Source organism: Flavisolibacter nicotianae, from assembly GCF_003628535.1.
In the GTDB taxonomy this organism is placed as follows: Bacteria; Bacteroidota; Bacteroidia; order Chitinophagales; family Chitinophagaceae; genus Flavisolibacter; species Flavisolibacter nicotianae.
Genome location: NZ_RBCI01000001.1, coordinates 146,643 through 171,678 on the forward strand (window position 1 = coordinate 146,643; position 25,036 = coordinate 171,678).

Sequence of the window (25,036 nt, forward strand, 5' to 3'; positions counted from 1 at the left end):
GGACGAAAGAATGGAAACCAATTTCTTAAGCAAAATGCAATGGGGCCGGCCAGCCGACCGGTTTAGCCGCAAGAACATCGTGAGCCTGGTAAAAGGCGGCGCACCTTTTTTTTCCAAATTGGAGGAACTGATCGCCAGGGCCGAATATTCCATTCACCTGCAAACCTATATTTTCGGCGCCGACGCCACCGGCAAAAGCGTGGCAACGCAATTGATGGCCGCAGCCAAACGCGGCGTTTCCGTTTATCTCATGGCCGATGGATACGCCTCCCGCAGCCTGCCCAAAGACTTTATTCACCAGTTGGAAAACGCCGGTGTGAACTTTCGCTTTTTTGAACCCCTTTTTCGTGGTGACGATTTTTATTTTGGGCGGCGGCTGCACCACAAAGTGATGGTGGCGGATGCAAAATTTGCTTTAGTTAGCGGCAGCAATATTGCCGACCGCTACAACGACCTGCCGGGCCAGCCTGCCTGGTTCGACATGGGTTTGCTGATCGAAGGCGATTCGGTGCTGGAACTGTATGATATCTGCACCAAGATTTGGGAGCGCGACAAAACCAAGAAGAATGTGCTGCGCAAAAAGCTGCTCAACATCTTCAACTACATCTCGGCAGACGATGCTGTTGGTGTGCGGGTGTTACAGAACGACTGGGTACGCCGCAAACTGGAAATTTACTTTGGATACCATAAGCTTTTCAAAGAGTCCAAAAAAAGCATCGTCATTGTGTGCAGCTATTTTTTGCCGGGCATTTCGCTGCGCAACCGGCTCAGCAAGGCAGTCAAAAGGGGTGTTGATGTCAAAGTGATCCTGGCCAACACATCGGATGTAGCCCTGACCAAGCACGCCGAACGCTATCTCTACCGGTGGATGCTCCGAAACGGCATCACGGTGTACGAATACCTTCCCACGGTGCTCCACGCTAAAGTGGCGGTGGTAGACAATGAATTCCTGATGCTGGGCTCGTACAACATCAACGACCTGAGCGCTCAGGTAAGCGTAGAGCTGAACATGCTGGTAAAAGACAGCGAGCTGGCTACCGAACTGGGTGCAGAAATCGACAACATGATCGCCACCAAATGCGTCAAAATCGATGCGTCGGATGACTCGCTGCGCCTTTTCACGCTACGCCAGTTGTGGCAGTTTATTTGTTTTCACGCCCTGCGCTTTCTGCTGACGCTTGGTACATTCTACCTCAAGCAGGAAGAGTAGAGAACAAATCAACATGGAAGGCAGAATGGAAGGAATGTCAGTTGGTCTACTTTCTCTTTGCATAGCAGCCTGCCTGTAAACAGAACGGGAAGTTGCGCCTAAACAGTTCTTTATTCGTTATTCCTTGTTCCGCGGTTCCCGTTCTTCTCTTTTTCCCAGCATGCGACGAAAAAACGCTTTCACACTTTCCCTGTTCCAATGCTCGAATCGTCCCCGCTGCACCACCAGGTCATTTTGAGCGGGATAGTTCAGGTAATAATGAAACGCAAAATGCTCATGCGGATCATACCAGCCGACAACCTGCCCAAACCGAAGTACATTCAACACTAGGGTATCCCCCCAATTCTCCACCGTATAGTAGCCTTCGGCAAAATCTTTCAGCAGGCGCAGGTCTTTCTGATTTTGCACACGGCCGGCCAGCGAATCGTTTCGCGGGAAATAGGTAAACGTCAATTCGCCTTTATCGAAAACGGACCGGTAAGCGGTATGATAGCCTGCACTGTCTTTTACCACAACAAACCAAAGCAGGTTATTGAAGGGAGAAGGCGTGGAAAAAAAGACCGCTGGTTTATTTTGTGCTGCCAATGATTTTCGCACGTCGTTGTTGACGATCCACTTGTTCACAACAGCAAAGCCCAGGTAAAATGCAGACACCCAAATGCCCGTAATAATCCAGTGCACCCGGCGATGATGCGATTTGTGCAGGAACAGCAAAAAGAGAAAGGAAACGAAAGGTGCAACCGAAAACAGCGGATCGGCCACATAAAGCACATTGAACGTGTAGTGGTAATTGCTGAATGGCATCAGCAGCCCGACGCCGTAGGCATTGAACGTATCGAGAAAAAGGTGCACGGCAATGTTGGCAGCAAAAAGCAAAAAAACCGAGCGGTAGGAAAGTGGCGTTTTATGAATTTTTTCCTTGACCAGCCAGGTGAGAAAAAACGTTGCCACCACACCAAAAAGAAGGGAATGGGTGATGCCCCGGTGGGCAACAACATTATCGGCACCGTGCAAAAAAAAAGCGGCTACAAAATCCACATCAGGCACGCTTTGCGCCAGCGCCCCGTAAAACAGGGAACGCTTGCCCAGTTGCGCTCCGGCAACGGCTTCGCCAATACAGGCGCCCAACACAATATGGGTCAGCGAGTCCATGTGCAGAAGCGAATAGTAGAAATGCTCATTACTGAAGGCACAAGCAACTGCTTCCAGTTGCAACAAACATTGTCGCGACAAAGACAACAGCCCTCCCAAATTTACACTGCCTTTGCCTGGCAACAATGGTTCCTGGAAAAAGCGTATATGCAGTCCCGTTTTTTGTCAGCGCTCCTATGAACATACTGACCAAACCGACAAGACACTGCAAAAGCCACATGCTATAAACCACATAAGCTTCCAGCCCTGCAGCCTCAATGCCGGCTACGGCTGGTGTCTTTTGCTGCGCCTGTGCCGCCGGCTCCTGCTCCTGATGCTGTACCCGAGCCTCCTGTGCCGATACTCGTGCCGGAACCCGTACCGTTGGTTGCGCCGGTACCTGTACCGGTTCCTGTACTTGTATCAAGACCGCCCGTACCCGTGCCGGCACCAACACCACTCGTTCCGCCGGTACCGGTTGTCGTTGTGTTGGTTGTAGTGGACGTAGAGGAATCAGAATTACCGGCACTGCCGGATTCATTGCCAGTTCCGTTCGAACAGCTAAAAAAACAAAAGGCTAATCCGCCCCAAAAGAACATGCGTTTCATGATAACGTTGTTGAAGGTTGATGAATACTGACTGCTTTTCCCCTTCAACTATTTTGCCAGTAGAAAATCCGGGGAAGAAAACCGGTAACAGAACTGGGGCTATTTGTTCCTGGCCATCTGCCCCGTTCGGGCATGGCACTAAACCCGGTTTTGCTGCAACCACCAGAATGCCTACGTTGTTGAAGACACGTCGGGAAACCAGCAGACGAAAGTGGAACCCTTTTCCGGTTCGCTTTCCAGTGTAATTTTCCCGCCGTGTTTCTCCATGATTTTTTTGCAGATCGCAAGACCCATTCCCGTGCCCTCGTACTGGTCGCGGTTATGCAACCGCCTGAACATTTCGAATATTTTCTTATGGTGCTCGCCGGCAATTCCAATACCGTTATCACGTATGAAAATTTTTAAAAAAGCACCTTCTCTTTCTGCACCAATCTGAACAAGCGGCTCCTGCCCATCGGCCTGAAACTTGATCGCATTGCTAATAAGATTCTTGAAAAGATAAAACAACTGGCTTTCAGAACCGGCAATTGAAGGCAACGGAGCAATTTCGATGACGGCCCCGGCCTTCTGCCACTTTTCAGCCATTTCTTCCCTTAAACGCTGAAGCAAGTTGTTTAGGTCGACGGCTCTGACTTTTTCATTCCCCACATGCACCCGGGTCAGTTCCAGGATGTCGTTGATCAGAAGGTCGAGCCGCTTGACTGCGCCGGTTATTCGTTCAACATGTTGCCGGCCGGCTTCAGAAAGCGAGGGCTCTTTGGTTAGCAACCAGTCACTATAGGTGTACAATTTGCGCAAGGGTTCCCGCAGGTCGTGGCTGGCCACAAACGCAAAGGAAGTGATCTCTTCATTTTTATCTTCCAACTCTGCATTTTTTCTTTCCAGTGATGCATTTAATGCCTTTAGCACCCGCTCGGCCGCCTTTTCCTCGGTCACATCCTGCAGGATGCTCAAAACCTTAGTAACCTTTTCAGCAGCATCACGCTGAAAGACCTTGGACCGGTTGCGCACCCAAAGAAGCGAAGAATCTTTCCGAAGCATACGATATTCAACGACCAAAAGATCGCCATCCATGGCGGCTTTCATTTTTTCGTTGAAATGAAGAAGGTTTGCACGATCGTCAGGATGAACGAATTCCAACCGGCCATCAATTCCCCTGTTCACCAGGTCCTCCGTTGTTGTCCCAAGCCATTCTGCCAGGCAGTTGTTCAAATACACCGGCTGGCGTTTGGCGAGATCGTAAACAATGATGGCGTCTGGCGACGCTTCGGCTGTTTGCTGCAACCATCGCTGGCTTTCTTTCCACCGCTCCTCGGCAACCCGGATATCGGTAACATCCATGTCAACACCCACAATCCGTTGCGCCCTGCCAGCTTCATCGTATACCACTGCACCTTTGATTTTCAGCAGCCGCGTTTCGTTTCCCCGCTGGATGCGCATCACTTCCTCAAAATGCCGCGGATCGACTGTCAGCGTCTGAATGATCCGCCTCGCAACGGACCGGTCTTCGCCAACCGCAACATCCCAGTAAATCTCAGGACTTACGGCCATGCCCTGGGGCAGTCCAAACAATTTATACATCCCATCGCTCCAGATGAACCGGCCGCTTGCGATCTCGTATTCCCAGCTGCCCATTTGTACCAGTTCTTCGGCCTGCTGTAGAATGGTCAAGTTCTTTTTCAATTCCCGCCCGGCATTTTTGCGCTGGGTAATGTCTTCAATGACATTCAATACATGGGTTGCGCTACCCTGCAGATCGCGTTGAAAAACCTTCCCCCGCACAAAAAACCATTTCCATTCTCCGGCAAATGTTTCTGCACGGTATTCGGCTGTAACAACGTCATCATCAGATGCAGTCGAAAAGGCGCCAAAATAGTTGTCAAGGATGGGGCGGTCATCGGGGTGGATCAATTTCCCTCTATTTTCACGTCCAATGCTGATCATTTTTTCAGGATCAAAACCATGTTGCGAAAGCGTTTCGCCGTTTAAAAAGATAACGGTTTTTGTTTCCAGTTCGATGACACTGATGATATCCGGGACAGTTTCGGTAATGCGCCTGAGGTAATGCGATTGTTCTTTGATTTGCTCCTCGGCTTTCTTTTGCTCCGTGATATCCTGTACAGTGCCGGCCAGGTAAATTACATTGCCGTCCTCTCCTGCAAACGACTGTATTTGTCGGCGCACCATGCGCACATCACCATCGGGTTTCACAATGCGATGGGTCGTGTCCATCCGGCCGGGACTTTCCCGCAAATGGATTAATTGCTCCAAAATGCCTTCATCATCCGGGTGTAAAAAAGACAAGACTTTTTCCAAAGTCATCTTCTCGCATTGCGGTTCCAATCCATGAATGCGAAACATTTCATCGCTCCAGTGAATCTGGCCCGAGACAATATTTGATTCAAAACTTCCGACCCTCCCGATAGCCTGTGCTTCTTTAAGCCGCAGGTGTTCATTTTCCAGTACCTCTTTGGCCTGCTGCTCCTGTTGCAGCAGTTTGTACTCGTTTGTCAGGTCGTGCACAATCCAAAGTACCGACGACACGTCGTTGCCCTCTTCTTTTATAGGGATCAGATAGGTTTCGAAATACTCTCCCGATTCTTCATTGATCGTGGCCGGCAGGTAAACGGTTTCGCCGCGCAGCACCTTACGAAATTCGACATAGCCCGGATCGTTGCGAAAGCCGGGAAAGATTTCAAGAATATTGCGGCCAATAACCCGGCTCTTGGAAAGGCCGTAGTAGTCTTCGGCTTTTTTGTTCCAGTACAGGTAATTCATGTGCCGGTCAAGAACAACAATGCGATCGACAGAGGCGTCCACCAGGCTTTCAATAAAGTTGAGGCGTTCGCTCAATTGTTGTTGCAGGTCGAGTTCTTTTGATACATCTTCCACTACATGCAGCACCTTTGTCACGTCGCCATTTTCGTCCTGGAGTGGTGCAAGGCTGTAGTGATGCGCCTTGCGCAGGTAAGCATTCCGCACTTTCAGTTCACGCACCGGTGTCCCGGCCATTGCTGCATGAAGCTGTTGCAGGTAGCCTTTTTCTTTCAATGCAGGGAAAAGATCAAACAGGTTGGCTGAAATTGCGTCTGCCTCTTTCGTGCCGGTTTTTTGCGCTGCTGCTTTGTTCCAGTGCAATACCCTGTTATCGAGGTCTGTCACAAGGATCATGTCGCTGCTGGTTTGTCCAAGCACCTCCGCGTACAAACTGGCATTGGCCGTCTTTTGCCGGAGGTCCTCTTCCGTCGCACTGTTTTTTATCACCCCGACGAGGGTTTGCCGGTTGGCTGCAGCAATGCGGTGAAAGAAAACAGTCGTCAGCTGCACGCCGTTGCGACCGAGAAAACGAACGGAACAGTCGCTTTGCGGTTGTCCGCTTTGCACAGCGGCCATCGCTTCCTGAAACGCCGACACATCGGCCGGGTACACATGGTTGTATAACAAGGATACCGACGGCACGACTGCATCAGGCCTGTAGCCGAAAAGCCGGTACAGCCCTTCACTCCAATGAGTACCTGCATCGGGCTGATGGAGAAAGTATCCCGACCCGGTGATCGATTCTGCCAGTTGCTGTATGGCATGGTGCAGCGCCGCTTGCTCGTTCAATTCCCGAATCTTGCGTTCCAGCCCGCGTTGCACGGTGACGTCCTGCACAATTCCAACCAGCACTACGCCTGTGCCGGTATCCACTGGTTTCCCGCTTTGTTTGAGGTAGCGCTCCTTGCCGTCGTTGCGAATGATGCGAAAGTCAATGTCCGACAACGGTTGGCCGCGCCACATGTTATCGAGAAATGTCTTCACCAGGTCCCTATCGTCGGGATGCACCAGGTTCAATATGGAATGGCTCTCGATGGACTGGTGCTTCAGCCCATAAATGCGAGCATAATTCTCCGAATACGTGACTTTTCGGGTTTCCGGTACAAGAAAAAAATAGCCTGCATTCCAATGCAGTTCGGAAAACCGCAACACCTGCTGATGCAGCCTGGTTTTACTTTCGGTTTCGGCGGCTTGTGCTGCGCCAATGGCATCCTCGGTTTTATCCTGTAAAACAGCAGTAAAAACCGGGTGGCCTTTGCTGTTGTACGTCCAGTGTGTTAAAAGCCGAACGGTCAGAATCTCCAAATCCGGCCGAACAATCCGGTACTCGAGATGCACCGGCACTTCGGCTTTGTAAGCAGCTTCGAAAGCGTCCAGGAAAGCCATCCGGTCGTCCGGATGCAGAAAGGGGTGAAACGTATTGGCATGTGCGTTCAGGCTTTGGGGCGCCAGGCCATGAATGTGGTATATGCCATCGGAATACCAAACCTCGGCTGTGCTTTTATTGATGGCCCAGGCGCCGGTACGAAGCCATTTCTCGGCGGTAGTGGCTATCGCATGCCGCAGGCGAAGAAAGTCCACTTCGCGGCGGAGCGCAAACTGTTGAAGCGGTTGCTCCCCTGGAGACTGTTCTTCCGGCAGTGGCGTATCCGGAGGTCCGCCAAACGACACGTTCGTCCCGCAGATGAACTTCACGTCGCCATAGGTTGTAATAAGCCGGAAATCCAACCGGGAAATTTCACTGTCGGAAAGCAATTCCAGCGCACTGCAAACATGGGGCAGGTCGTCGGGATGAATGATCCCCTTGGTACCTTCGAAATCCGGTGGGAAGGACATCACATCGCTGCCATAAAGGGCAGCACTTTGCATGTCCCACAACCACTGGCCGGTGAGTGTGTAGTGGTTTGAGCGGATGAACAGGATCACGCTCCCTTCAACCGCGTCTTTGCTATTTATCTGCTTTCTTTTTGCGGTTTCCTGCAAACGAGCCTCCGGGATTTGATGTGTGCAATGCAAACGTATCAGCCTCGTTGTACTTTCTCATAAGACGGGAATGAAAAACGAGTTTATAGGGTGTCGAAAAAATGAACGGATATTCATTTTTCGCAGCTTTTGTAAGATAAGTCTTTCTTTCCATTTGTCATTCCCGCAATCAATAAAAATGGCTGGCAATGGCTGCAGGGAAACAGTCACTCACCATAGCTGCCAGCCGATGGATGCAGGAAAAGCAGTTGAAAGCCACAATTCCTCACACCAAATCATCCTGGACTCCCGGGTTCCCAACTCCCGCAAGGTGCAAACCAACGGAGCGATCAAAGCCCAAAATTTACCTTCTCCTACGCGCCAAGAGATGCGGGTCTTCAGGGAAAAAGCGCATTTGAATTTGTTCTACCTTCAAACCCTTAACCACCCGGATGCATAGAGAAACTGGCAATGAGACATTGCAATTGTCCTCTTTACAGGAAAACGATAAAGTAGCCGACTTGCTCTATTGCAAGGATTGGCACGGCACCAGCATCGGCCCACCCGAAACCTGGCCGCAAAGTCTTCGCACAGCGCTTAGCATTGTATTCAACTCCCGTTTTCCGATGGTGCTTTTCTGGGGGCCCGACCTTGTTTGCTTTTATAACGATGCATTCCGTCCCAGCCTTGGGCAACCGGGCAAACATCCCTGGGCCTTTGGGCGGCGCGGTGAGGAAATGTGGGCCGAGATCTGGGGCACCATCAAACCCTGGCTCGACCAGGTGCTTTCCGGTGGCGAGTCGATTTGGATGGAGAACCAGTTGGTAGGCTTTTACCGCAACGGGCGGATGGAAGATATCTATTGGACATTTTGTTACAGTGCTGTCCAGGACGAAACGGGTGGTATCGCCGGCGTCTTTGTGACCTGTACGGAAACGACCGATGCCGTGCTTTCGGCCCGGCGCCTGAAAGAAAGCGAACTCTTTGCCCGCAACATCATCATGAACTCGGAAGCCGCCCATGCTGTATGGACGGGACCCGATATGATCTTTGAGATGGCCAATGGAAAGATGCTGGAGATGCTGGGAAGAGATGAAGGCATACTCGGAAAGTCCCTTCTGGACGCCGTTCCTGAGCTGGAGCAATCCGGCTTGCTCAATCGCCTGCACCACGTGCTGCAAAGCGGTGAAACCTACTACCAGCCAGAAGAGATTTTTGTTTTCAACCGGTACGGCAAACCACACACCGGCTATTATAACTGTAGCTTTAAAGCCCTCCAAAACGCCGAGGGAAGAGCCTATGCAATTCTCTGTACGGCCATCGACGTGACGGAGCAGGTGCTGGCCCGAAAAAAGCTCGAAGACAGCGAACAGGCCTTCCGGAACCTGGTGATCAAGGCACCGGTTGGCTTGTGCATCGTAGCAGGAACAAATATGGTGGTTGAAGTGGTGAACGATCTTTTCCTGAAGTTGGTGGGGCGACGGCGCGAAGAGTTTGAATCAAAAGGGTATTGGGATGTACTCTACGAAGCAAAAGCAGTATACGAACCCATTCTCCAGGCCGTTTTCAATACGGGCAAAACGTATACAGCTAGCGAGCACCAGATTCCCCTCATCCGTAACGGGTCGGAGGAAATCGTCTATGTGAGTTTTGTCTATGAACCCCTCAAGGATGACGATGGGACCATCTCCCGGGTATTGATCCTGGCCATCGATGTGACAGCGCAGGTACTGGCGAGAAGAAAAATCGAAGAAGCGGAGGAAAGGGCAAGATTGGCCATCGATGTGTCGCAGTTGGGTCTTTTTGAAGTGGACCTCCAGTCGAAGACCATTATCGCCTCGCCGCGGCTGAACGAAATTTTTGACATCAGTTCCTCTACCAATCAGGATCGCTTCATCGGTGCGATTCACCCGGATGACCTTGCAGCAAGAGAGGAAGCCTACCAGCAGGCTTTTCGAACCGGCGTACTGCAATACGAAGGGCGGATTCTCCGGAAAGACGGCACGGTGCGCTGGGTGCGCTCGAGAGGAAAAATCTTTTTTGACAAAGGCAGCCAGCCGGTGCGGTTGATTGGTGTGTCGCAGGACATTACCGAGCAAAAGGAATTCGAGGAGGAACTCAACAAACAGGTGAAAGAGCATACCTCTGAACTGGTAAACAAAAATGCTGAACTGGAACGCACCAATCAAAAGCTGGAAGAGTTTGCCCATGCCGCCTCGCACGATCTGAAAGAACCGGTGCGCAAGATCCACTTCTTCACCGACCGTTTAAAAAACCAACTGAAACAGGCGACCGAAGAACAGCGAAACACGCTTGAACGCATTGAAGCCTCTGCCCGCCGAATGACCCTACTGATCGATGACCTGCTGCAGTATTCGTATGTGAGCCAGCCAATGCTGAAAAAAGAAGCGGTTGACCTGAACAAAAAAATCGCCCTTGTTCTGGAAGACCTGGAACTGGATGTGCACCAGAAAAAAGCCATCGTGGAAGTGCATCCGATGCCCACAGTTATGGGCTACCGCCGCCAGCTGCAGCAGTTGTTCCAAAACCTCATTAGCAATGCGCTGAAATACAGCAAAGCCGGCGTGCCTCCCCATATTGTCATCAGCGCCACCAAAAAAACCTGCGATGAAGTGCGGGATCTTTTTACCGAATGCCTTACCGGGGACGATTTTCATCTCATCACCGTCAGCGACAACGGGATCGGTTTTGAACAGGAAGACGCCGAACGGATCTTCCAAATGTTTCAGCGACTGCACGGCAAAACAGAATACAGCGGCACCGGTATCGGCCTGGCTATTGTTCGGAAAGTAGTCGAAAACCACGGTGGGAAAATCATTGCAAGCGGCCGGCCCGGCGAGGGTGCAACGTTCAAAATCTATTTGCCGGTCCGGGAGTTAACGGACTAATGCCGTTTTCACTTAGGTGCCGTGAGAGCAGGATAGCGATTGAAACGAGTATAAAGTAAAAAGGCATCGCCGGCAAAAATTCCAAAGTACAAAAGGTATTCCTGCCATTCGTTTTCATCCTGGTGCTTAACGAAGGAATTCTTTCCGGCTATTGCAAAAAAAGAACACGCCAGTGCGTGTTCTTTTTCTATCTGGAGAGTAGCTTATTTCGCTTTTTGGATATTGATGGCAACAGGTCCCTTCGGTCCCATTTGGGTTTCAAACTGTACCCGCTCGCCTTCTTTCAATGGCTCGGTTAACTGGCTGGCATGAACAAAAATGCTTTCGCCGCTTTTGCTGTCTTTGATAAAACCAAATCCTTTGGCCGTGTTGAAAAACGTAACGGAGCCAAGACGCACCACTTCTTCCTCTTCTTCTTCATGCTGCCGCACACCGATCTCGATTTCTTCGGCATTGAACGTTTTCATTTTGGAAGGATCGGGCGGTGTGGAAGAAAGATTGCCGTTTTCGTCAATATAAGCCATCATGTCTTCCAGGGCCTGGCCCTTTTTTGCATTGGCCTTGCGCTCCTCCATTTTCTCTTTTTTCTCCTGGCGCTCCTTTGCCCGCTGTTTTTCTTTTTCCCGTTTATTGAAAGACTGACTTGATTTTGCCATAGCGATAATTTGTGCCTTGAATTTACAACGCTTTGCGAATGTAAAGGAAACTGTCACCACAAAAATTTTTCTTTTCGCCGCATTTTTCTTTACCAAACCATTCACAGGAAATTTTCTATCTTCACGTCCTCTTCGTTGCTGACTTGATAAATTTCTTCCCCCATCCGTAGAAGCTCATCTGGTCCTTCAAAAGAGACCACCGCTCACCAAACGAGCACATTTTAAACGAAAAAACCATTTATGTCATTTGACCAATTAGGAATCATGGAGCCTATTTTAAAGGCTCTCAGAAAGGAACAATACACAACTCCCACCCCCATACAATCACAAGCGATCCCGCATGCTTTACAAGGCAAGGATATCCTCGGCCTGGCACAAACCGGTACGGGAAAAACGGCTGCATTTGCCATTCCCGTGTTGCAGCAACTGGCAGCGGAACCGACTTCGAAAGGCTACCGTTATACAAGAGCGCTTGTACTGACACCGACCCGGGAACTGGCCGTGCAGATCAGCGAGAGTTTCGCCAGCTATGGCCGTTTTCTTGGGCTCAAGCACGAAGTGATTTTTGGCGGCGTATCGCAGACACAGCAAACAATTTCGCTGCGGGATGGCGTGGATGTGCTGATTGCCACACCGGGCCGCCTGCTCGACCTGATGAATCAAGGCTATGTGCACCTTGACTATCTCCAAACCTTTGTGTTGGACGAAGCCGACCGCATGCTGGACATGGGCTTCATTCACGATGTACGCAAAGTGGTGCGGGCCCTGCCCAAAGAAAAGCAAACGATGCTTTTCTCCGCTACAATGCCCAAAGAGATTGCCCAACTTGCCTCATCGCTGATGAAATCACCGGTGCGGGTGGAAGTGACACCGGTTTCCTCCACAGCAGAAAAAATTGACCAGGCTGTCTATTTTGTTCCTAAAACCAATAAGAACAACCTGCTTCTTCACCTGCTGAATGAAGAAAAGATTGGGCGTACACTTCTTTTCACCCGTACAAAGCATGGTGCCGACAAAATTGCCAAGCACCTGAAAAAGGCCAATATCAAGGCCGATGCGATTCACGGTGATAAATCGCAAACAGCCCGGCAAAATGCCCTGACCAATTTCAAAAGCGGCAAGCTGAAAGTGCTGGTGGCAACGGATATTGCCGCAAGAGGCATCGATGTGGATTCACTGGAACATGTGATCAACTACGATCTGCCCGACGTGGCCGAAACCTATGTACACCGCATTGGCCGCACAGGCCGGGCCGGTGCTTCGGGCAAAGCCATTTCGTTTTGCGACGGCAAAGAAGAAATGAAAAATCTTCGCAGCATCAACAAGCTGATCGGCCTGAAGATACCTGCTGTAGAACACCCCTTCGAAGTTTAAGGGTAGTAAAATAAAGCCTTAAAAGGCGGTGAGAAAAGAATGGATTTTCTCACCGCCTTTTTGTTTTCCCTGTAGGATGAATTTCGGCTTTGGTAAGTATGGCATGAAATTGAACCTTATAGAGAAAATATTCAACATGATCCAGTTTCTTGAACGTATCGGTATAGTGAGGAAAGAGACCAGAAACAGTTTTAAAATGGGACCTGCCGTTGCCCTGATGGTTTTAATGGCTGCCTTTGTGGGAACAACTGTCTACATTCTGATCAGCAGTTTATCGGGATAAAAATTTCTTTGTCGCCTGCAGGTTGTTTTAACCTTTCGTGGCAATAAATCTGTCAACCAGTTTCCTGACGTTTCTATTTTCTGCAGAAAATCCCAGGGCTAATTCCAAGTAGTTGCAAATACGGTTTACAGCAACAATGGAAATAAAGGCAAGCCGGCCCGGTCAGCGACCTTCCTCCCGCTTCTAGCCAGAGTACAAACCCAGCATTCAGCCGATTTCCAGGACAACGTCACCGCCCACAGGGTGGCCAACACAGGTGAGCACAAGACCTTGTTTCAGTTCTTTCTCGGTCAGTACTTCGTTGTACGAATGCCAGACTGTTCCACCAACACACCGCGCCACACAGTTGCCGCACCGACCGGCTTCGCAGCTATAGGGCAACACCAAACCTTCATTCTTTGCTGCACGTAAAACGGAATTGGGATAAGTCACCTTCACCGAATATGTCTTGCCGCCCAGGTAAATGACTGCCGTATGCGGTTCCTTATCCGGCGGAGCCGCATCCCGTTTTACCACATCACTGAAGTAAAAATTTTCTTTGCGCAGGTTAGCCGGCGGCACTCCTGCCTCCTGCAAGGTGTATGTGCAAAGCCGCATATAGCTTTCCGGGCCGCAGATATAAAACAGCGTTTGCTCCTTCTCTTCGCCCACAAAACGGTTTAAATAGGAAAATAGCAGGTCGCGGTGCAGCCGTGCTTTCGCGAGGTCAGCGGCGTTGCTAAAAAGCAGTTCCAAATGAAACCGCGACGCGAATTGTTCTTGCAAGGACTGAAGCGCCGACAGGAAAACAGCCTTGTCAGGCGATGCATTGCTATAGACCAGCACCACATGCAAAGCGGGGTAGGCATGCAAAGCCGTTTTGATCAGGGAAAAGACAGGGGTAATTCCACTGCCGGCGGCAAAAAAGAAGAGGCGCCGAAAGGGGTGCATATTACCGGGAAGTACAAAAAAGCCACCGGCACCGGACGTGAGGATTTCGTCTCCGGGTTTGGCCTGGTCAACCAAGGCTCGTGAAAAAGCACCGTTCTCTACCCGCTTAACACCGATGGAAAGGGGCTCGTTCAACGAAGGTGATGAGGTAATGGAATATGACCGGCGGATCTCCTGCCCGTTTTCGAACCGCACCAGTGTCAGGTACTGCCCTGCCTTATACTGAACCGAACCACTTTGCCCGAAAACAATTGTCTTGAAACCCGGTACCTCCTCGTGCACATGTTGTATCTGAAGCTGGTGATAAATTCCGTCGTGCACCATAGTGTTAAAGATCGGCCTTTTTGAAAAACGCCTGATTGATCCGCAAAGAAACTCCGGCTGCTTTCCAAGGCTACTCAATCAGCGCAGTTAGGTTCATGTCAATATTCAATCCTAATGGTAGCTATGAAGGAATCATGATCGAAAGCAAGGATGAGGTTTTTCACATACCTTTTTTTGGAACTCATCCTTTCGCTGTGAAAACGAATGTGGATTTCTTCAGGCGCCACCCTTTAATCGGTTTAATGTAGAGTCAAATACGCAGAAGCTCAGGTATAGCACAAAAAAACGGACCTCTCCCCTCGTTTTCTATCTTTTCGAAAACGGCATTTCCTTTTTGTCCTTCTTAACAGGAGTGAGTAGCACCACAGGTACTGCTCCTGCTGCATGCACTCCTTCAAACTTTCATCCCAACATTTTAAAACTTCGTCGTATGCAAGAAAACTTTGATCAAGCGCAACCAAAATCCAGAAGAGGCTTCGCAGCCATGAGTCCGGAACGCCAGCGTGCAATTGCCAGCCAGGGGGGCCGTGCAGCCCACCAACAGGGCGTGGCGCACGAATGGAGCAGTGAAGAAGCAAAAGAAGCAGGTAAAAAAGGCGGACAGATTTCAGGTAAGAAAAGAACATCGGACAGAAACGAAGACCGGGGTCTCATCCTTTAAAAAGGCCAGCCCAAAAAGAAAAAGCCATCCGGCAGAACCGGATGGCTTTTTTATAGCGGATAACAAAAATCAGTTCACGGCAAACGTCGGGTTATCGAGTTTGTACAACTCAAATTTGTCGATGGTCCGGGTGATGTCGGCCACCCATTTTTGCTTGGCTTCGGCATACGAAGCAGCATTCATAGCCTTTAGCCACTGCTTGTAATCGGCACAGGACTTCATCTTTACGTAGAATTTCTTGTTCATCAGGATCTGGCAAAAATGCTCAAAGCTGGCCGCATCGGTCGGATATTCCTTATAGGCCGACTTGTAGCCGAGCTTGGCCTGCGAACCAGTGTTCGATCCTTTTACACCAAAGAAATTGCGGAAAGCCTTGGCAATCGCACTTTCACCGGCTGCACTTTCCACAATACTAACGCCCAGGATAATACTGGCCGGGATACTGTGTTTTTGCATGCTTTCAATGGCGAGCTGCTCGTACTTTTTTATAAACCGTTTCACTACTTTCTGCGCCTGAACGCCGGCGCTCAACAACAACGAAAAAAGAACTGCAGGAAGTTTCCGTCTGAATATGTGTTTCATAAGCGGGTCTTTTTTTACCAGTTGTGCTTGGCAATGATAACGCAAACATAACTAACGAAAGGCTGATTTCCATCAGGGCGGGCAAACCCAATCCCTATGTCATACAGGGAAGAAGCCCATTCGTCCAGCCCTAAAAGGTGCTTGCGGTGTCCCAGCGAGGGAACGTTTTTATCAACAACCAAGGTACGGATGGCGCCTTCACCATTGGGTGCACCGGCGCTGATCGACTCAAAATAATTCAGCTCTTTCGACGCTAACCACTTGGCATTCAGTTGATATCCAGCCTTGTTAATGTAATAGTTGAGTCCGTATCCATCCGGATCCACATGACCAACGTACTTGCGGGTGGCCATGTCGAGGGCTTTGGCCTCGGCAACCCGTGCAAGCGTATCATTCCAGTTCAGTAGCGGTTTTTTACTGATTTCGGCCAAAAATGGCATTTCATTGGTAAAAGCAGCCGGGTTTGAACGGATTTGATTGAGCAATACAAAAGCCTTTTGTGCTTCTTCCTTGTCGAGCTGCGGCGTTACCGCGTGACCGGCAATGCAAAGGGACAGGACTAAAAAAAGGACTTTCATGTCTCCATAACGGGAAAACCGCCATTCTATTGCCAGTCTATCGGATTCGAGTTCTAATACCCGGTTTGGTCCCTCCTGTCAAGGGATGACAGGAAAGCCTTTACCAACCAGTTTTCTTGCTGGTTTAAGTCAATGGCCGGTGGCAAATAAACGCAGGGAGAAGGCCTTGCTTTTCCTGCAGACACCTGTTTCACCCCGGTCGCCTTTTGGTACGGGCAAACGTTTCTTTATAAAAAAAACCCGCTGTTTATACAGCGGGTTTGAAAGATTTATGGAGAATGCTTAGCGTTGCTTTTTGGATTTCCAGAAGTTCCCGGTCCGGTGCTTGTTTCCTTCGGGGCTGCCCATACGGTCCATGGCGCAACGGAAACCGATGGTGCTCATGGCCTGGTCTTCTTCGAGGTAGCGGCGTGTACCGGGGCTGAGCCAGTAAGCACGGTCGTTCCAGCTACCACCTTTGTACACCCTGGTCTTATCAGAGATCAAGGTAGTTTGGCCGTAACCATAGCTGGCGTTCGACAAACTGTCACCATCGAGGAAGTTGATCACGTTTCCGCGCTGGTAGTTGCGGCGGTTGCGGCTTTCGGCGTCAGTCACGTCACGCATTTTCACACGGCCCATGCTGTCCACTTCCGTTTCACCGTTGCCATTCTTATACAGTGTCTGGAACTTGTTACCACGTACCGGTGCCACATCTTCCATGTCAAGTGAGTTCAGCGGACGGTAAACGTCGAATACCCATTCGCTAACATTACCCGCCATGTTGTAAAGGCCAAAACCGTTCGGGTAGAAAGAATTGACTTCCGCAGTATAGATCGCACGGTCGTTCAAACCACCGGCCACACCGGCGTTGTCACCGGATCCTCTTTTGAAGTTGGCCATAAACTGACCCTGCCAGCTTCCGTGTTTGGTATCACGCATTCCGTTTACGTTAACAGCCCAGGGATAGATCTGCTTGTTCGACTGCAATTCTTCCCCTCTTTTTCCTTCTTTCTGGGTTGGACGGGGGTTTTGATTGATCAAACCATATGCGGCATACTCCCACTCCGCTTCAAAAGGCAGGCGGTAGTCGGGTTGCAGAATGCCGTCTTCCATCGTAGCCTGGGCCCTTGGGCGATCGTCGGCATCACGCAGCGGGTTCTTTTTGGAGTTAACTCCTTTACCGGGCTGCGGTGTATACAGACCAAGCAGGTACGATTTCGTTGTAAAGTTGTCCTGGCCGGCACCGTTCTGTGACTTGATGTTTTGTGGAGAAACCAGGCCTTTCTGCATCAGCAGGCCTTCGTTCACACGGTCGCTTCTCCAAAGACAAAAGTCGTGGGCCTGTTTCCAGCTCACACCTACCACGGGGTAGTTATTGAAACTCGGGTGGCGGAAATAATATTCAACGAGAGGCTCGTTATAGCTCAATTCACTGCGCCAAACCAGCGTATCGGGCAGCGCTGCGTTCATTACTTTTTGTCCCTGCTCTTCGTCTGTGGGGAAAATGCGGCCCAGCCAGTGAATGTACTCGCGGTAGTGCACGTTGGCGACCTCGGTCCGGTCCATGTAGAACGAGTTGACGGTGACGCGGCGGGGAACGTTGTTCCAGTCGCCCATTACGTCTTCATCGGTTTGGCCCATGGTGAACGTACCTCCCTGAACGAACACCAGTCCGGGTCCGGTGGCTTGTTCGGTTGCTTTCGAAACCTGAAAGCCGCCCATGTTTTTGTCATTGTAATTCCAGCCGGTTGAATCTGACTGTTGTGGTTTCTTCTTAAATAAATTACAGCTCGCTAATGCAGCAGTGCAGGACAATAGGATTACCAGATTTTTTACTTGCATGGTTGCTTTTTTTGTCTTTCTGAAGGACACATGGATTTTAACATGTGCCGCTTTTCCGAAAACCTTTGTTCCGATTTACAGTAACGGCGTTGAAAAGCAATTATTGTAAGGCGTCAAAGCATTTTTTTCAAGCGGTTTGCGAATATAAATCCTGCCCCGTGAAATAAACAACAAAAATTACGTTTTTTGCATGTGAATTCTACGAAACTGCCCTGGACTGCACGCTGGAAGACGCTTTTCCTTTTGGGTGCAATGGGTCTTTCCCTTTCCGTTTTTGCGCAGCGCAGTTATAAACTGGCTTCGGTACTGGCAGCCGGCACCTGGTACAAAATAAGTGTTCCGGCAGAAGGCGTTTACAAAGCAGACGTACCCTTCCTGGCTTCATTGGGGATAACCGGCTCCATTCCCGCCGGCGAAATCCGGGTCTTTGCCGGCGCCAACGGCATGCTGCCCGAAGCGGCCGGTGAAAGCCGGGTCGACGACTTGGAAGAAATTGCCATCCAGGTGGAAGACGGCGGTGACGGCCAGTTGAACGGCAACGATTATTTTCTTTTTTATTCCGATGGCCCGGATAAATGGAAAAAAGACTCCCTGAACCAGCAGTTTTTTCACCAGAAGAACCGCTATTCCGACAAAGCGTTTTACTATATCACTCTTGGCGGCGCCGGCAAACGTGTACAGTCGCAACCGGTTTCTTCCCCCGCTGCCGTAACCGCATCACGATTTGACGAACGCTACTTCCATGAACTGGACTCGGTCAATTTTCTTTCCAGTGGCAGGGAGTGGTGGGGCGAGGAGCTTTCTTCCCTGCCCGGCCGTTCACTGGAACGAGCTTTCGTGCTGCCCCTGGCAGACCTGGTACCCGGGCGGGCAACCGTGGTAACCTCTGTTGCGGCACGTTCGGTAAACGCCGAAAGTAGTTTTCTGGTCGCGCTGAATAATCTGCCGGCCCAGCAAATACCGGTAAGAGCCCTGGGCACCGGCCCGTACGAGGTGTTTGCCCAGCCGGCCGAGCAGGCCGACAATACTGCGCTTGACCTGGCCGGCGCCAGCCTGCAGGTTAGCTACCGGCCGGGAAGCTTCAACAGCCAGGGCTGGATCAATTGGTTCGAATTTTTCTGCCGGCGGCGCCTGGTACTTGGAGCCGGGAAACAACTGCCGTTCCGGGACTGGCAAACGGTGGGGAACAGCGCTGTACAATTCACATTGACCGTACCCGAAGCAACGGCCCGGGTCTGGGATGTCACCAACCCCTTTGTCCCGGAAAAAATGAACACTACGCTTCAGGGCCCATCCCTCCAGTTCACGAACGATGCACGGCGGTTGCGTGAATACATTGCTTTCACATCCGCCTTTCCCGTTCCGAAAAGCGAAGGCAGGGTGGCCAACCAAAACCTGCATGCAACCGCACCGGCCGATTACCTGCTTGTCACCGACCCGGCCTTTTTACCCCAGGCACAACGCCTGGCCGACTTTCACCGGCAACGGGACAACCTGGAGTCGGTCATCGTTACACCCACCCAGGTCTTCAACGAATTTTCGGGCGGCATTCCCGACCCAACGGCTATCCGCGACTTTGCCAAACTCTATTTCGACCGCTACCGGGCCGACTGGAACAACAAAGGCAAATACCTGCTCCTGCTGGGCAAGGGCTCATTCGACTACAAAGACCGCATCCAGGGCAACACGAACCTGGTGCCGGTGTACGAAAGCCCGGCCTCCCTGGACCCGCTGGCCACCTACACTTCCGATGATTTTTTTGGTTTCCTCGAAGACAGGGAAGACATCAACACGACACTGGTAACGAATACACTCGACATCGGCATTGGCCGTATCCCGGCAAAATCAACCGACGAAGCAAAGGCCTTTGTGGACAAGCTGATTGCCTATCACTCGCCTGCCGCTTATGGTTCATGGCGAAATAACCTGGATTTTATCGCCGACGACGAAGACCAAAATCTCCACCTCCAGGACGCAGAATTGGTTACGGCCACCGTGGCAGCCACAGCTCCCGTTTTCAATACGGAAAAAATCTACCTCGACGCCTTTCAGCAGGAAAGCAGCCAGGCCGGCGGCCGTTATCCCGGTGCCAATGCGGTCATCAACAGCAATATCTATAATGGAACGCTGGTCTGGAACTACACCGGTCATGGCGGACCGCAACGCCTGGCGGAGGAGGTGGTGCTGGACGAATCGATCGTGAACCATTGGAACAACCCCTTTCGCCTGCCGTTGTTCATAACGGCTACCTGCGATTTTGCAACCTACGACAACCCGCTGCTCTACTCACTGGGAGAAAACCTCCTGCTTCGACCCAAAACCGGCGCCATCGCCCTGATGACCACGTCGAGAGTGGTGTTTGCCAACAGCAACCGGATCCTGAACGACAACTACATGAAAGTGGCGCTGACCCCTTCTGCCGGCGGCCGCTATAAAACCCTTGGCGAAGCCGTGCAGGCATCGAAAAACCTTACCTACACAACCTCCGGCGATGTTGTCAACAACCGCAAGTTTTCCCTGCTGGGCGATCCGGCCATGCGGCTCGCCTTCCCGGAACTTCGGGTACAAGCAACCAAAATCAACAACCGTGACCTTGCTTTAGGGGCAGACACCTTGCGGGCCGCTTCATTTGTTACCGTGGATGGAGAAGTGCGGGACAGCAACAGTGTTTTGCAGCCCTTCAACGGCACGGTTTACCTGACAGTCTTCGACAAGGAAAGAACTGTAACAACCTTGGGGAACGACCCGGGCAGCCAGCCTGTTGCCTTTCCCGACCAGAGTGCCGCCCTTTTCAAAGGCAAGGCTTCGGCCGCCGGCGGACGGTTTTCGTTTCGCTTCCGGATGCCGCGGGACATCAATTTTCAGTATGGGCAGGGAAAGCTGAGTCTTTATGCCGACGACGGCACAAAAGACGGCAACGGCTATACAAAAAATGTATACATCGGTGGCTTTGATCCCGCCGCGAATACCGATAATACCGGTCCGGTGATCAATGCCTTCCTCAACGACGAGCGGTTTGTCAACGGGAGCATGACCAACGAAAACCCGGTCCTGATCCTGAAACTCACTGATTCCTCGGGTATCAACACGGGCCGCTCCGGGATCGACCACGACATCGTTGCCACCCTGGACGGCAACAACAACGAATACTTTGTGCTAAACAATTTTTACGAAAGCGATTTGGATAATTACCAGAAAGGAGCGGTGCATTTCCAGCTTCCCTCCCTTTCGCCGGGAAGCCACACCCTGAAAATCAAAGCCTGGGACGTGGTAAACAACAGCAGTGAAACGGTACTAAACTTCACGGTCATCAACAACGAACAGCTCCACCTAGCCCACGTTTTGAACTATCCCAACCCCTTCACCACGCAAACGGCTTTTTGGTTTGAACACAACTATCCCGGTGTGGACCTGCGCAGCAAGGTGGAGATTTTTACCCTCAGCGGAAAACTGCTCAAAACCATCACGCAAACAATAAATACTCCCGGCAACCGTTCCAATGAGTTAGCTTGGGACGGAAGGGACGAATGGGGCGACAAAGTAGGACGGGGCATCTATGTTTATCACCTGACAGTAAAAGCTGCAAATGGGAAAACTGCCGGCCAATGGGGCAAAATGGCTGTCCTCCAATGAGTTTCTTCTCCTATATTTTATTTTAGAAATACACAAAACTCTCTATTTTCACGCACTTTAAAATTGAACCATGAAGTCAATTGCATTCCGCATTGCTGCTGTTACCCTGTTGATGACGGGGGCCTGTTCTGTGCACGCACAAACGGCCCAGCCCATAAACGTTGTAACGACAGCCGTTCCGTTCCTGCGCATTTCACCCGATGCCCGTGCCGGTGGCATGGGTGACCTTTCCATCGCGACCAACCCCGATGCCAGTTCCTCTTATTTTAACCTGGGCAAAGTTCCCTTTAACGAATCGCCGCACGGCATCAACGTAACCTATACGCCGTGGCTGAAACGACTGGTCAACGACGTCTACCTCGCATCGCTGGCCGGCTATCACAAGCTTGACGAGAACCAGGCGATTTCGGCGTCGCTGCGTTATTTTAGTTTGGGATCGATCCAGTTCACCGATAATTACGGTAACCCGCTGCAAAGCTTCAACCCCCGCGAATTTGGGATTGATGTGGGCTATTCCCGCAAGCTGGGCGAGAAGACCGGTTTTGGCGTTGGACTGAAATACATTTATTCGAACCTGGCCGGCGGTAGCGTGGGTGGCAACACTTACAAGGCCGGAACTTCTGTTGCCGGCGACCTTGGTATTTACCACAACGGGCAAAATGAAGTGGGCCAGGGCTGGTCATTTGGTGCGGCACTGACCAACCTGGGTGCCAAGATTTCTTACACCGACAATGCCGATCAGAAAGACTTCATCCCGGCCAACCTGGGTATCGGTACCACGTACACCAGCGTACTGGATGAAAGCAACAAGATCACGTTCGGACTCGACATCAACAAGCTGCTGGTACCGACCCCGCCTGCATTGGGCGACTCGGCCGGATTGGTCGCTTACCGCCAGAAAAGCGTGGTAAGCAGCTGGTTTTCTTCCTTTGGCGATGCCCCCGGCGGTTTTAGCGAGGAGCTGAAAGAATTCCAGATCTCTACCGGCGCCGAGTACTGGTACGCGAACCAGTTTGCCCTGCGCGGCGGTTATTTTTACGAGAACAAAACCAAGGGCAACCGCCGTTATTTCACGGCGGGTGTCGGCATTAAATACAACGTATTTGGCCTGAACTTTTCCTACCTGATCCCAACCGGTTCGGGCATCAACCAAAACCCGCTGGCCAATACGCTGCGGTTCTCGCTGGTGTTTGACCTAAACGGCGAAAACGCTACCAACGGCGGTCAGTAGGATTGTAAAACATCATTTAAAAAGCGAAGGAAAACCCCTTCGCTTTTTTTGTTTGCAAAAACGAATCAGGAACCCGCTCTTTCTGATTCCCATCTGCCAAATTCTAATTTCCACTCCGGTAATCGAAACGCTTTCTCTGTGCAGCACTCACCTTTCCGGGAACTATATTTGTCGTAAACATTTTCACCGATCACCAACCTTGCCTCCATATTATCCCAGCCTATCGAATATCTTAAAGGCGTTGGTCCCCTGCGGGCCGACCTGCTCAAAAAAGAACTGGGCATTTTTACCTACCAGGACCTGCTCTACCTGTTTCCCTACCGGCACATCGACAAGACTTCGATCACAAAAATCGAAGACCTGACATCTATGTCCGACTATGCGCAGGTACAGGGCAAACTTTGGTATTTTGAGACCACAGGTGTTGGCAGTTCAAAGCGCCTCACTGCGTACCTGAAAGACAGTACCGGGGTCATTGAACTCACCTGGTTCAAGGGCCTTACATGGGTAGAGCGCATGCTGAAACAGGATGAAGTTTACAATGCTTTTGGCAAGATTGGTTTTTTCATGGACAAGCCGCAGATCGTTCACCCCGAACTGGAGTTGGTCACCAATCCCTCTGCCGCTGTCAAAAGCTACCTCGAGCCGGTCTATCCCACCACGGAAAAATTAAAGGCAAAAGGCCTCGGCGGACGGCAGATCGGGAAGCTCACCGCTTCGCTGTTTTCCCTGATTCCCGAGCGGGAAATCGAGGAAAACCTGCCGGCCTATTTACTTGAAAAACTAAAGCTCATTTCCCGTGCCGACGCCTTGCGCAACATCCATTTTCCTACTTCTGCCGCGATGTACGAACACGCTGTGCGCCGGCTGAAGTTTGAAGAGCTTTTTATTTCGCAGTTGCGCCTGGCGATGGTGCGCATGGAACGGCACCGCAAGTCGAGGGGCGTTGTCTTCCACAAAGTGGGCGACTTGTTTAATGATTTTTATACGCACCATCTTCCCTTCCAACTCACGGGTGCACAAAAACGGGTCCTGAAAGAGATCCGCACCGATACCGGCAGCGGCCACCAGATGAACCGCCTGCTGCAGGGCGATGTGGGCAGCGGCAAAACCATTGTGGCCCTTCTCTCCATGCTCATTGCCATTGACAACGGCTACCAGTGCTGCATGATGGCGCCAACAGAAATTCTTTCGCAGCAGCATTTTGCCGGAGTCAGCCGACTCCTGGATGGCCTGCCGGTCACCGCCAAACTGCTTACAGGCTCCACACCGGCGAAGGAACGGCGGGTCATTCAGCAGGGACTGGCCGAAGGCACCATTCAAATCGTGATCGGCACGCATGCCCTGATTGAAGAAACGGTGCAATTCAAAAATTTGGGTCTCGCCATCGTGGACGAGCAGCACCGCTTTGGCGTGGAGCAACGGGCAAGGCTTTGGAAAAAAGCACCGGTGCCGCCGCATATTTTGGTGATGACGGCCACCCCCATCCCCCGTACGTTGGCTATGACCGCTTACGGCGACCTCGATTACAGCGTGATGGACGAACTGCCGCCGGGCCGCCAGCCCATCACCACTGTGCACCGCTACGAAACGCACCGCATGAAGGTGCTCGAGTTTGTCAAATCAGAAATAGAAATCGGAAGACAGGCTTATTTCGTATTTCCCTTGATCGAAGAAAGCGCCAAGATGGATTACGAAAACCTGATGACCGGTTACGAAAACATCAAGGCCTTTTTCCCGGAACCGAAATACTGGATTAGCATGGTGCACGGCCGGCAAAGCTGGGAACAGAAGGAAGCGAACATGCAGCGGTTCAAAAACAAGGACACCCAGCTTTTGGTGGGAACAACGGTGATTGAAGTGGGCGTGGACGTTCCCAATGCCAGCGTAATGGTGATAGAAAGTGCGGAAAAATTTGGACTTTCCCAGCTGCACCAGTTGCGGGGCCGTGTCGGTCGCGGTGCGGAAAAAAGTTATTGCATCCTGATGACCGCTACGGAACTTGGCAACGAAGCCAGGGAACGAATCAAAACGATGGTCAGTACGGGCAATGGTTTTGAAATTGCAGAAAAAGATTTGGAGCTCCGCGGGCCCGGCGATATTGAAGGCACCAAACAAAGCGGTGTTTTAAACTTCCGGCTCGCCAACATTGTCCATGATAAACCGATCCTGGATGCTGCCAAAAAATGGGCGGAAGAAATTGTAGAAAAAGACCCGGAAATCAGCCTCCCTGAGAATACCCCCATCAAACAGTATCTTCTTTCGCTGAAGGGGAAGACGGCCTGGAGTAAAATATCTTAACAGGAGTTAGAACAATAATTTG

Annotated in this window: 17 protein-coding genes; 9 read left to right on the plus strand and 8 right to left on the minus strand. The window is 51.1% G+C overall.

From position 1 onward, the window contains the following. Window positions 1-10 precede the first annotated feature (10 nt). Window positions 11-1,210: a phospholipase D-like domain-containing protein gene (locus tag D6024_RS00605; RefSeq protein WP_121352196.1), complete on the plus strand. Its 1,200-nt coding sequence runs from the start codon at window positions 11-13 to the stop codon at window positions 1,208-1,210. Window positions 1,211-1,327: 117 nt separating this feature from the next. Here D6024_RS00605 and D6024_RS00610 read toward each other — a convergent pair whose 3' ends face one another. From D6024_RS00610 to D6024_RS00620, 3 genes are all read right to left on the minus strand, one after another. Continuing rightward, window positions 1,328-2,449, minus strand: a complete 1,122-nt coding sequence (locus tag D6024_RS00610; protein WP_240409896.1) for a metal-dependent hydrolase — start codon at window positions 2,447-2,449, stop codon at window positions 1,328-1,330. 167 nt (window positions 2,450-2,616) lie between these two features. After that, window positions 2,617-2,949, minus strand: a complete 333-nt coding sequence (locus D6024_RS00615) for a hypothetical protein (protein ID WP_162944443.1) — start codon at window positions 2,947-2,949, stop codon at window positions 2,617-2,619. A gap of 171 nt (window positions 2,950-3,120) precedes the next feature. Further along, window positions 3,121-7,749: a PAS domain-containing protein gene (locus tag D6024_RS00620; protein ID WP_121352200.1), complete on the minus strand. Its 4,629-nt coding sequence runs from the start codon at window positions 7,747-7,749 to the stop codon at window positions 3,121-3,123. A 70-nt stretch (window positions 7,750-7,819) separates the two neighbouring features. Between D6024_RS00620 and D6024_RS26450 the strand changes: the two genes are divergently transcribed. Both D6024_RS26450 and D6024_RS00630 read left to right on the plus strand, forming a co-directional pair. Further along, window positions 7,820-8,188, plus strand: a complete 369-nt coding sequence (locus D6024_RS26450) for a hypothetical protein (protein ID WP_162944444.1) — start codon at window positions 7,820-7,822, stop codon at window positions 8,186-8,188. Next, window positions 8,181-10,637, plus strand: coding sequence for a PAS domain-containing sensor histidine kinase (locus tag D6024_RS00630; RefSeq protein ID WP_121352204.1), 2,457 nt, complete (start codon window positions 8,181-8,183; stop codon window positions 10,635-10,637). Before D6024_RS26450 ends, D6024_RS00630 begins: the two co-directional genes overlap by 8 nt. 203 nt (window positions 10,638-10,840) lie before the next feature. Here the strand turns inward: D6024_RS00630 and D6024_RS00635 are convergent, their stop codons facing one another. Then, window positions 10,841-11,293: a cold-shock protein gene (locus D6024_RS00635; protein WP_121353435.1), complete on the minus strand. Its 453-nt coding sequence runs from the start codon at window positions 11,291-11,293 to the stop codon at window positions 10,841-10,843. Between the two features lie 264 nt (window positions 11,294-11,557). Here D6024_RS00635 and D6024_RS00640 point away from each other — a divergent pair, with 264 nt between their 5' ends. Together D6024_RS00640 and D6024_RS26455 are read left to right on the plus strand one after the other, a co-directional pair. Continuing rightward, window positions 11,558-12,667 carry a DEAD/DEAH box helicase gene (locus tag D6024_RS00640; RefSeq protein ID WP_240409897.1) on the plus strand — a complete coding sequence of 370 codons (1,110 nt, stop codon included), beginning with the start codon at window positions 11,558-11,560 and terminating at the stop codon, window positions 12,665-12,667. Between the two features lie 136 nt (window positions 12,668-12,803). Beyond that, window positions 12,804-12,950, plus strand: a complete 147-nt coding sequence (locus D6024_RS26455) for a hypothetical protein (RefSeq protein WP_162944445.1) — start codon at window positions 12,804-12,806, stop codon at window positions 12,948-12,950. 207 nt (window positions 12,951-13,157) lie between these two features. Here the strand turns inward: D6024_RS26455 and D6024_RS00650 are convergent, their stop codons facing one another. Continuing rightward, on the minus strand, window positions 13,158-14,204 hold the full coding sequence (locus D6024_RS00650) for a ferredoxin--NADP reductase (RefSeq protein ID WP_121352209.1): 1,047 nt from the start codon (window positions 14,202-14,204) through the stop codon (window positions 13,158-13,160). A 430-nt stretch (window positions 14,205-14,634) separates the two neighbouring features. Between D6024_RS00650 and D6024_RS00660 the strand changes: the two genes are divergently transcribed. Next, window positions 14,635-14,865, plus strand: a complete 231-nt coding sequence (locus D6024_RS00660; protein WP_121352213.1) for a KGG domain-containing protein — start codon at window positions 14,635-14,637, stop codon at window positions 14,863-14,865. 69 nt (window positions 14,866-14,934) lie between these two features. On the opposite strand, the gene D6024_RS00665 is transcribed toward D6024_RS00660, so the two are convergent. The 3 genes from D6024_RS00665 to D6024_RS00675 form a co-directional block, all read right to left on the minus strand. After that, window positions 14,935-15,447, minus strand: a complete 513-nt coding sequence (locus tag D6024_RS00665) for a glucosaminidase domain-containing protein (protein WP_121352215.1) — start codon at window positions 15,445-15,447, stop codon at window positions 14,935-14,937. A 14-nt stretch (window positions 15,448-15,461) separates the two neighbouring features. After that, complete coding sequence (locus D6024_RS00670; protein WP_121352217.1) at window positions 15,462-16,025, minus strand: CAP domain-containing protein; 564 nt, start codon at window positions 16,023-16,025, stop codon at window positions 15,462-15,464. A gap of 282 nt (window positions 16,026-16,307) precedes the next feature. Further along, on the minus strand, window positions 16,308-17,729 hold the full coding sequence (locus D6024_RS00675) for an SUMF1/EgtB/PvdO family nonheme iron enzyme (RefSeq protein WP_240409898.1): 1,422 nt from the start codon (window positions 17,727-17,729) through the stop codon (window positions 16,308-16,310). A 312-nt stretch (window positions 17,730-18,041) separates the two neighbouring features. Here D6024_RS00675 and porU point away from each other — a divergent pair, with 312 nt between their 5' ends. The 3 genes from porU (at window position 18,042) to recG (ending at window position 25,014) form a co-directional block, all read left to right on the plus strand. Next, the gene (gene porU, locus D6024_RS00680; protein ID WP_162944446.1) at window positions 18,042-21,482 is read left to right on the plus strand and encodes a type IX secretion system sortase PorU; all 3,441 of its coding nucleotides are present in this window, start codon (window positions 18,042-18,044) and stop codon (window positions 21,480-21,482) included. 70 nt (window positions 21,483-21,552) lie between these two features. Then, on the plus strand, window positions 21,553-22,713 hold the full coding sequence (gene porV / locus D6024_RS00685) for a type IX secretion system outer membrane channel protein PorV (RefSeq protein WP_121352222.1): 1,161 nt from the start codon (window positions 21,553-21,555) through the stop codon (window positions 22,711-22,713). Between the two features lie 207 nt (window positions 22,714-22,920). After that, window positions 22,921-25,014, plus strand: a complete 2,094-nt coding sequence (gene recG, locus D6024_RS00690; protein ID WP_262670688.1) for an ATP-dependent DNA helicase RecG — start codon at window positions 22,921-22,923, stop codon at window positions 25,012-25,014. The last annotated feature ends 22 nt before the right edge of the window (window positions 25,015-25,036 follow it).

Coding starts and splice junctions, on each gene's coding strand:
- D6024_RS00605 (WP_121352196.1), top strand. CDS start 11: ATGGAAACCAATTTCTTAAGCAAAATGCAATGGGGCCGGCCAGCCGAC.
- D6024_RS00615 (WP_162944443.1), bottom strand. CDS start 2,949: ATGAAACGCATGTTCTTTTGGGGCGGATTAGCCTTTTGTTTTTTTAGC.
- D6024_RS26450 (WP_162944444.1), top strand. CDS start 7,820: ATGAAAAACGAGTTTATAGGGTGTCGAAAAAATGAACGGATATTCATT.
- D6024_RS00630 (WP_121352204.1), top strand. CDS start 8,181: ATGCATAGAGAAACTGGCAATGAGACATTGCAATTGTCCTCTTTACAG.
- D6024_RS00635 (WP_121353435.1), bottom strand. CDS start 11,293: ATGGCAAAATCAAGTCAGTCTTTCAATAAACGGGAAAAAGAAAAACAG.
- D6024_RS00640 (WP_240409897.1), top strand. CDS start 11,558: ATGGAGCCTATTTTAAAGGCTCTCAGAAAGGAACAATACACAACTCCC.
- D6024_RS26455 (WP_162944445.1), top strand. CDS start 12,804: ATGATCCAGTTTCTTGAACGTATCGGTATAGTGAGGAAAGAGACCAGA.
- D6024_RS00650 (WP_121352209.1), bottom strand. CDS start 14,204: ATGGTGCACGACGGAATTTATCACCAGCTTCAGATACAACATGTGCAC.
- D6024_RS00660 (WP_121352213.1), top strand. CDS start 14,635: ATGCAAGAAAACTTTGATCAAGCGCAACCAAAATCCAGAAGAGGCTTC.
- D6024_RS00665 (WP_121352215.1), bottom strand. CDS start 15,447: ATGAAACACATATTCAGACGGAAACTTCCTGCAGTTCTTTTTTCGTTG.
- D6024_RS00670 (WP_121352217.1), bottom strand. CDS start 16,025: ATGAAAGTCCTTTTTTTAGTCCTGTCCCTTTGCATTGCCGGTCACGCG.
- D6024_RS00675 (WP_240409898.1), bottom strand. CDS start 17,729: ATGGGCGGCTTTCAGGTTTCGAAAGCAACCGAACAAGCCACCGGACCC.
- porV (WP_121352222.1), top strand. CDS start 21,553: ATGAAGTCAATTGCATTCCGCATTGCTGCTGTTACCCTGTTGATGACG.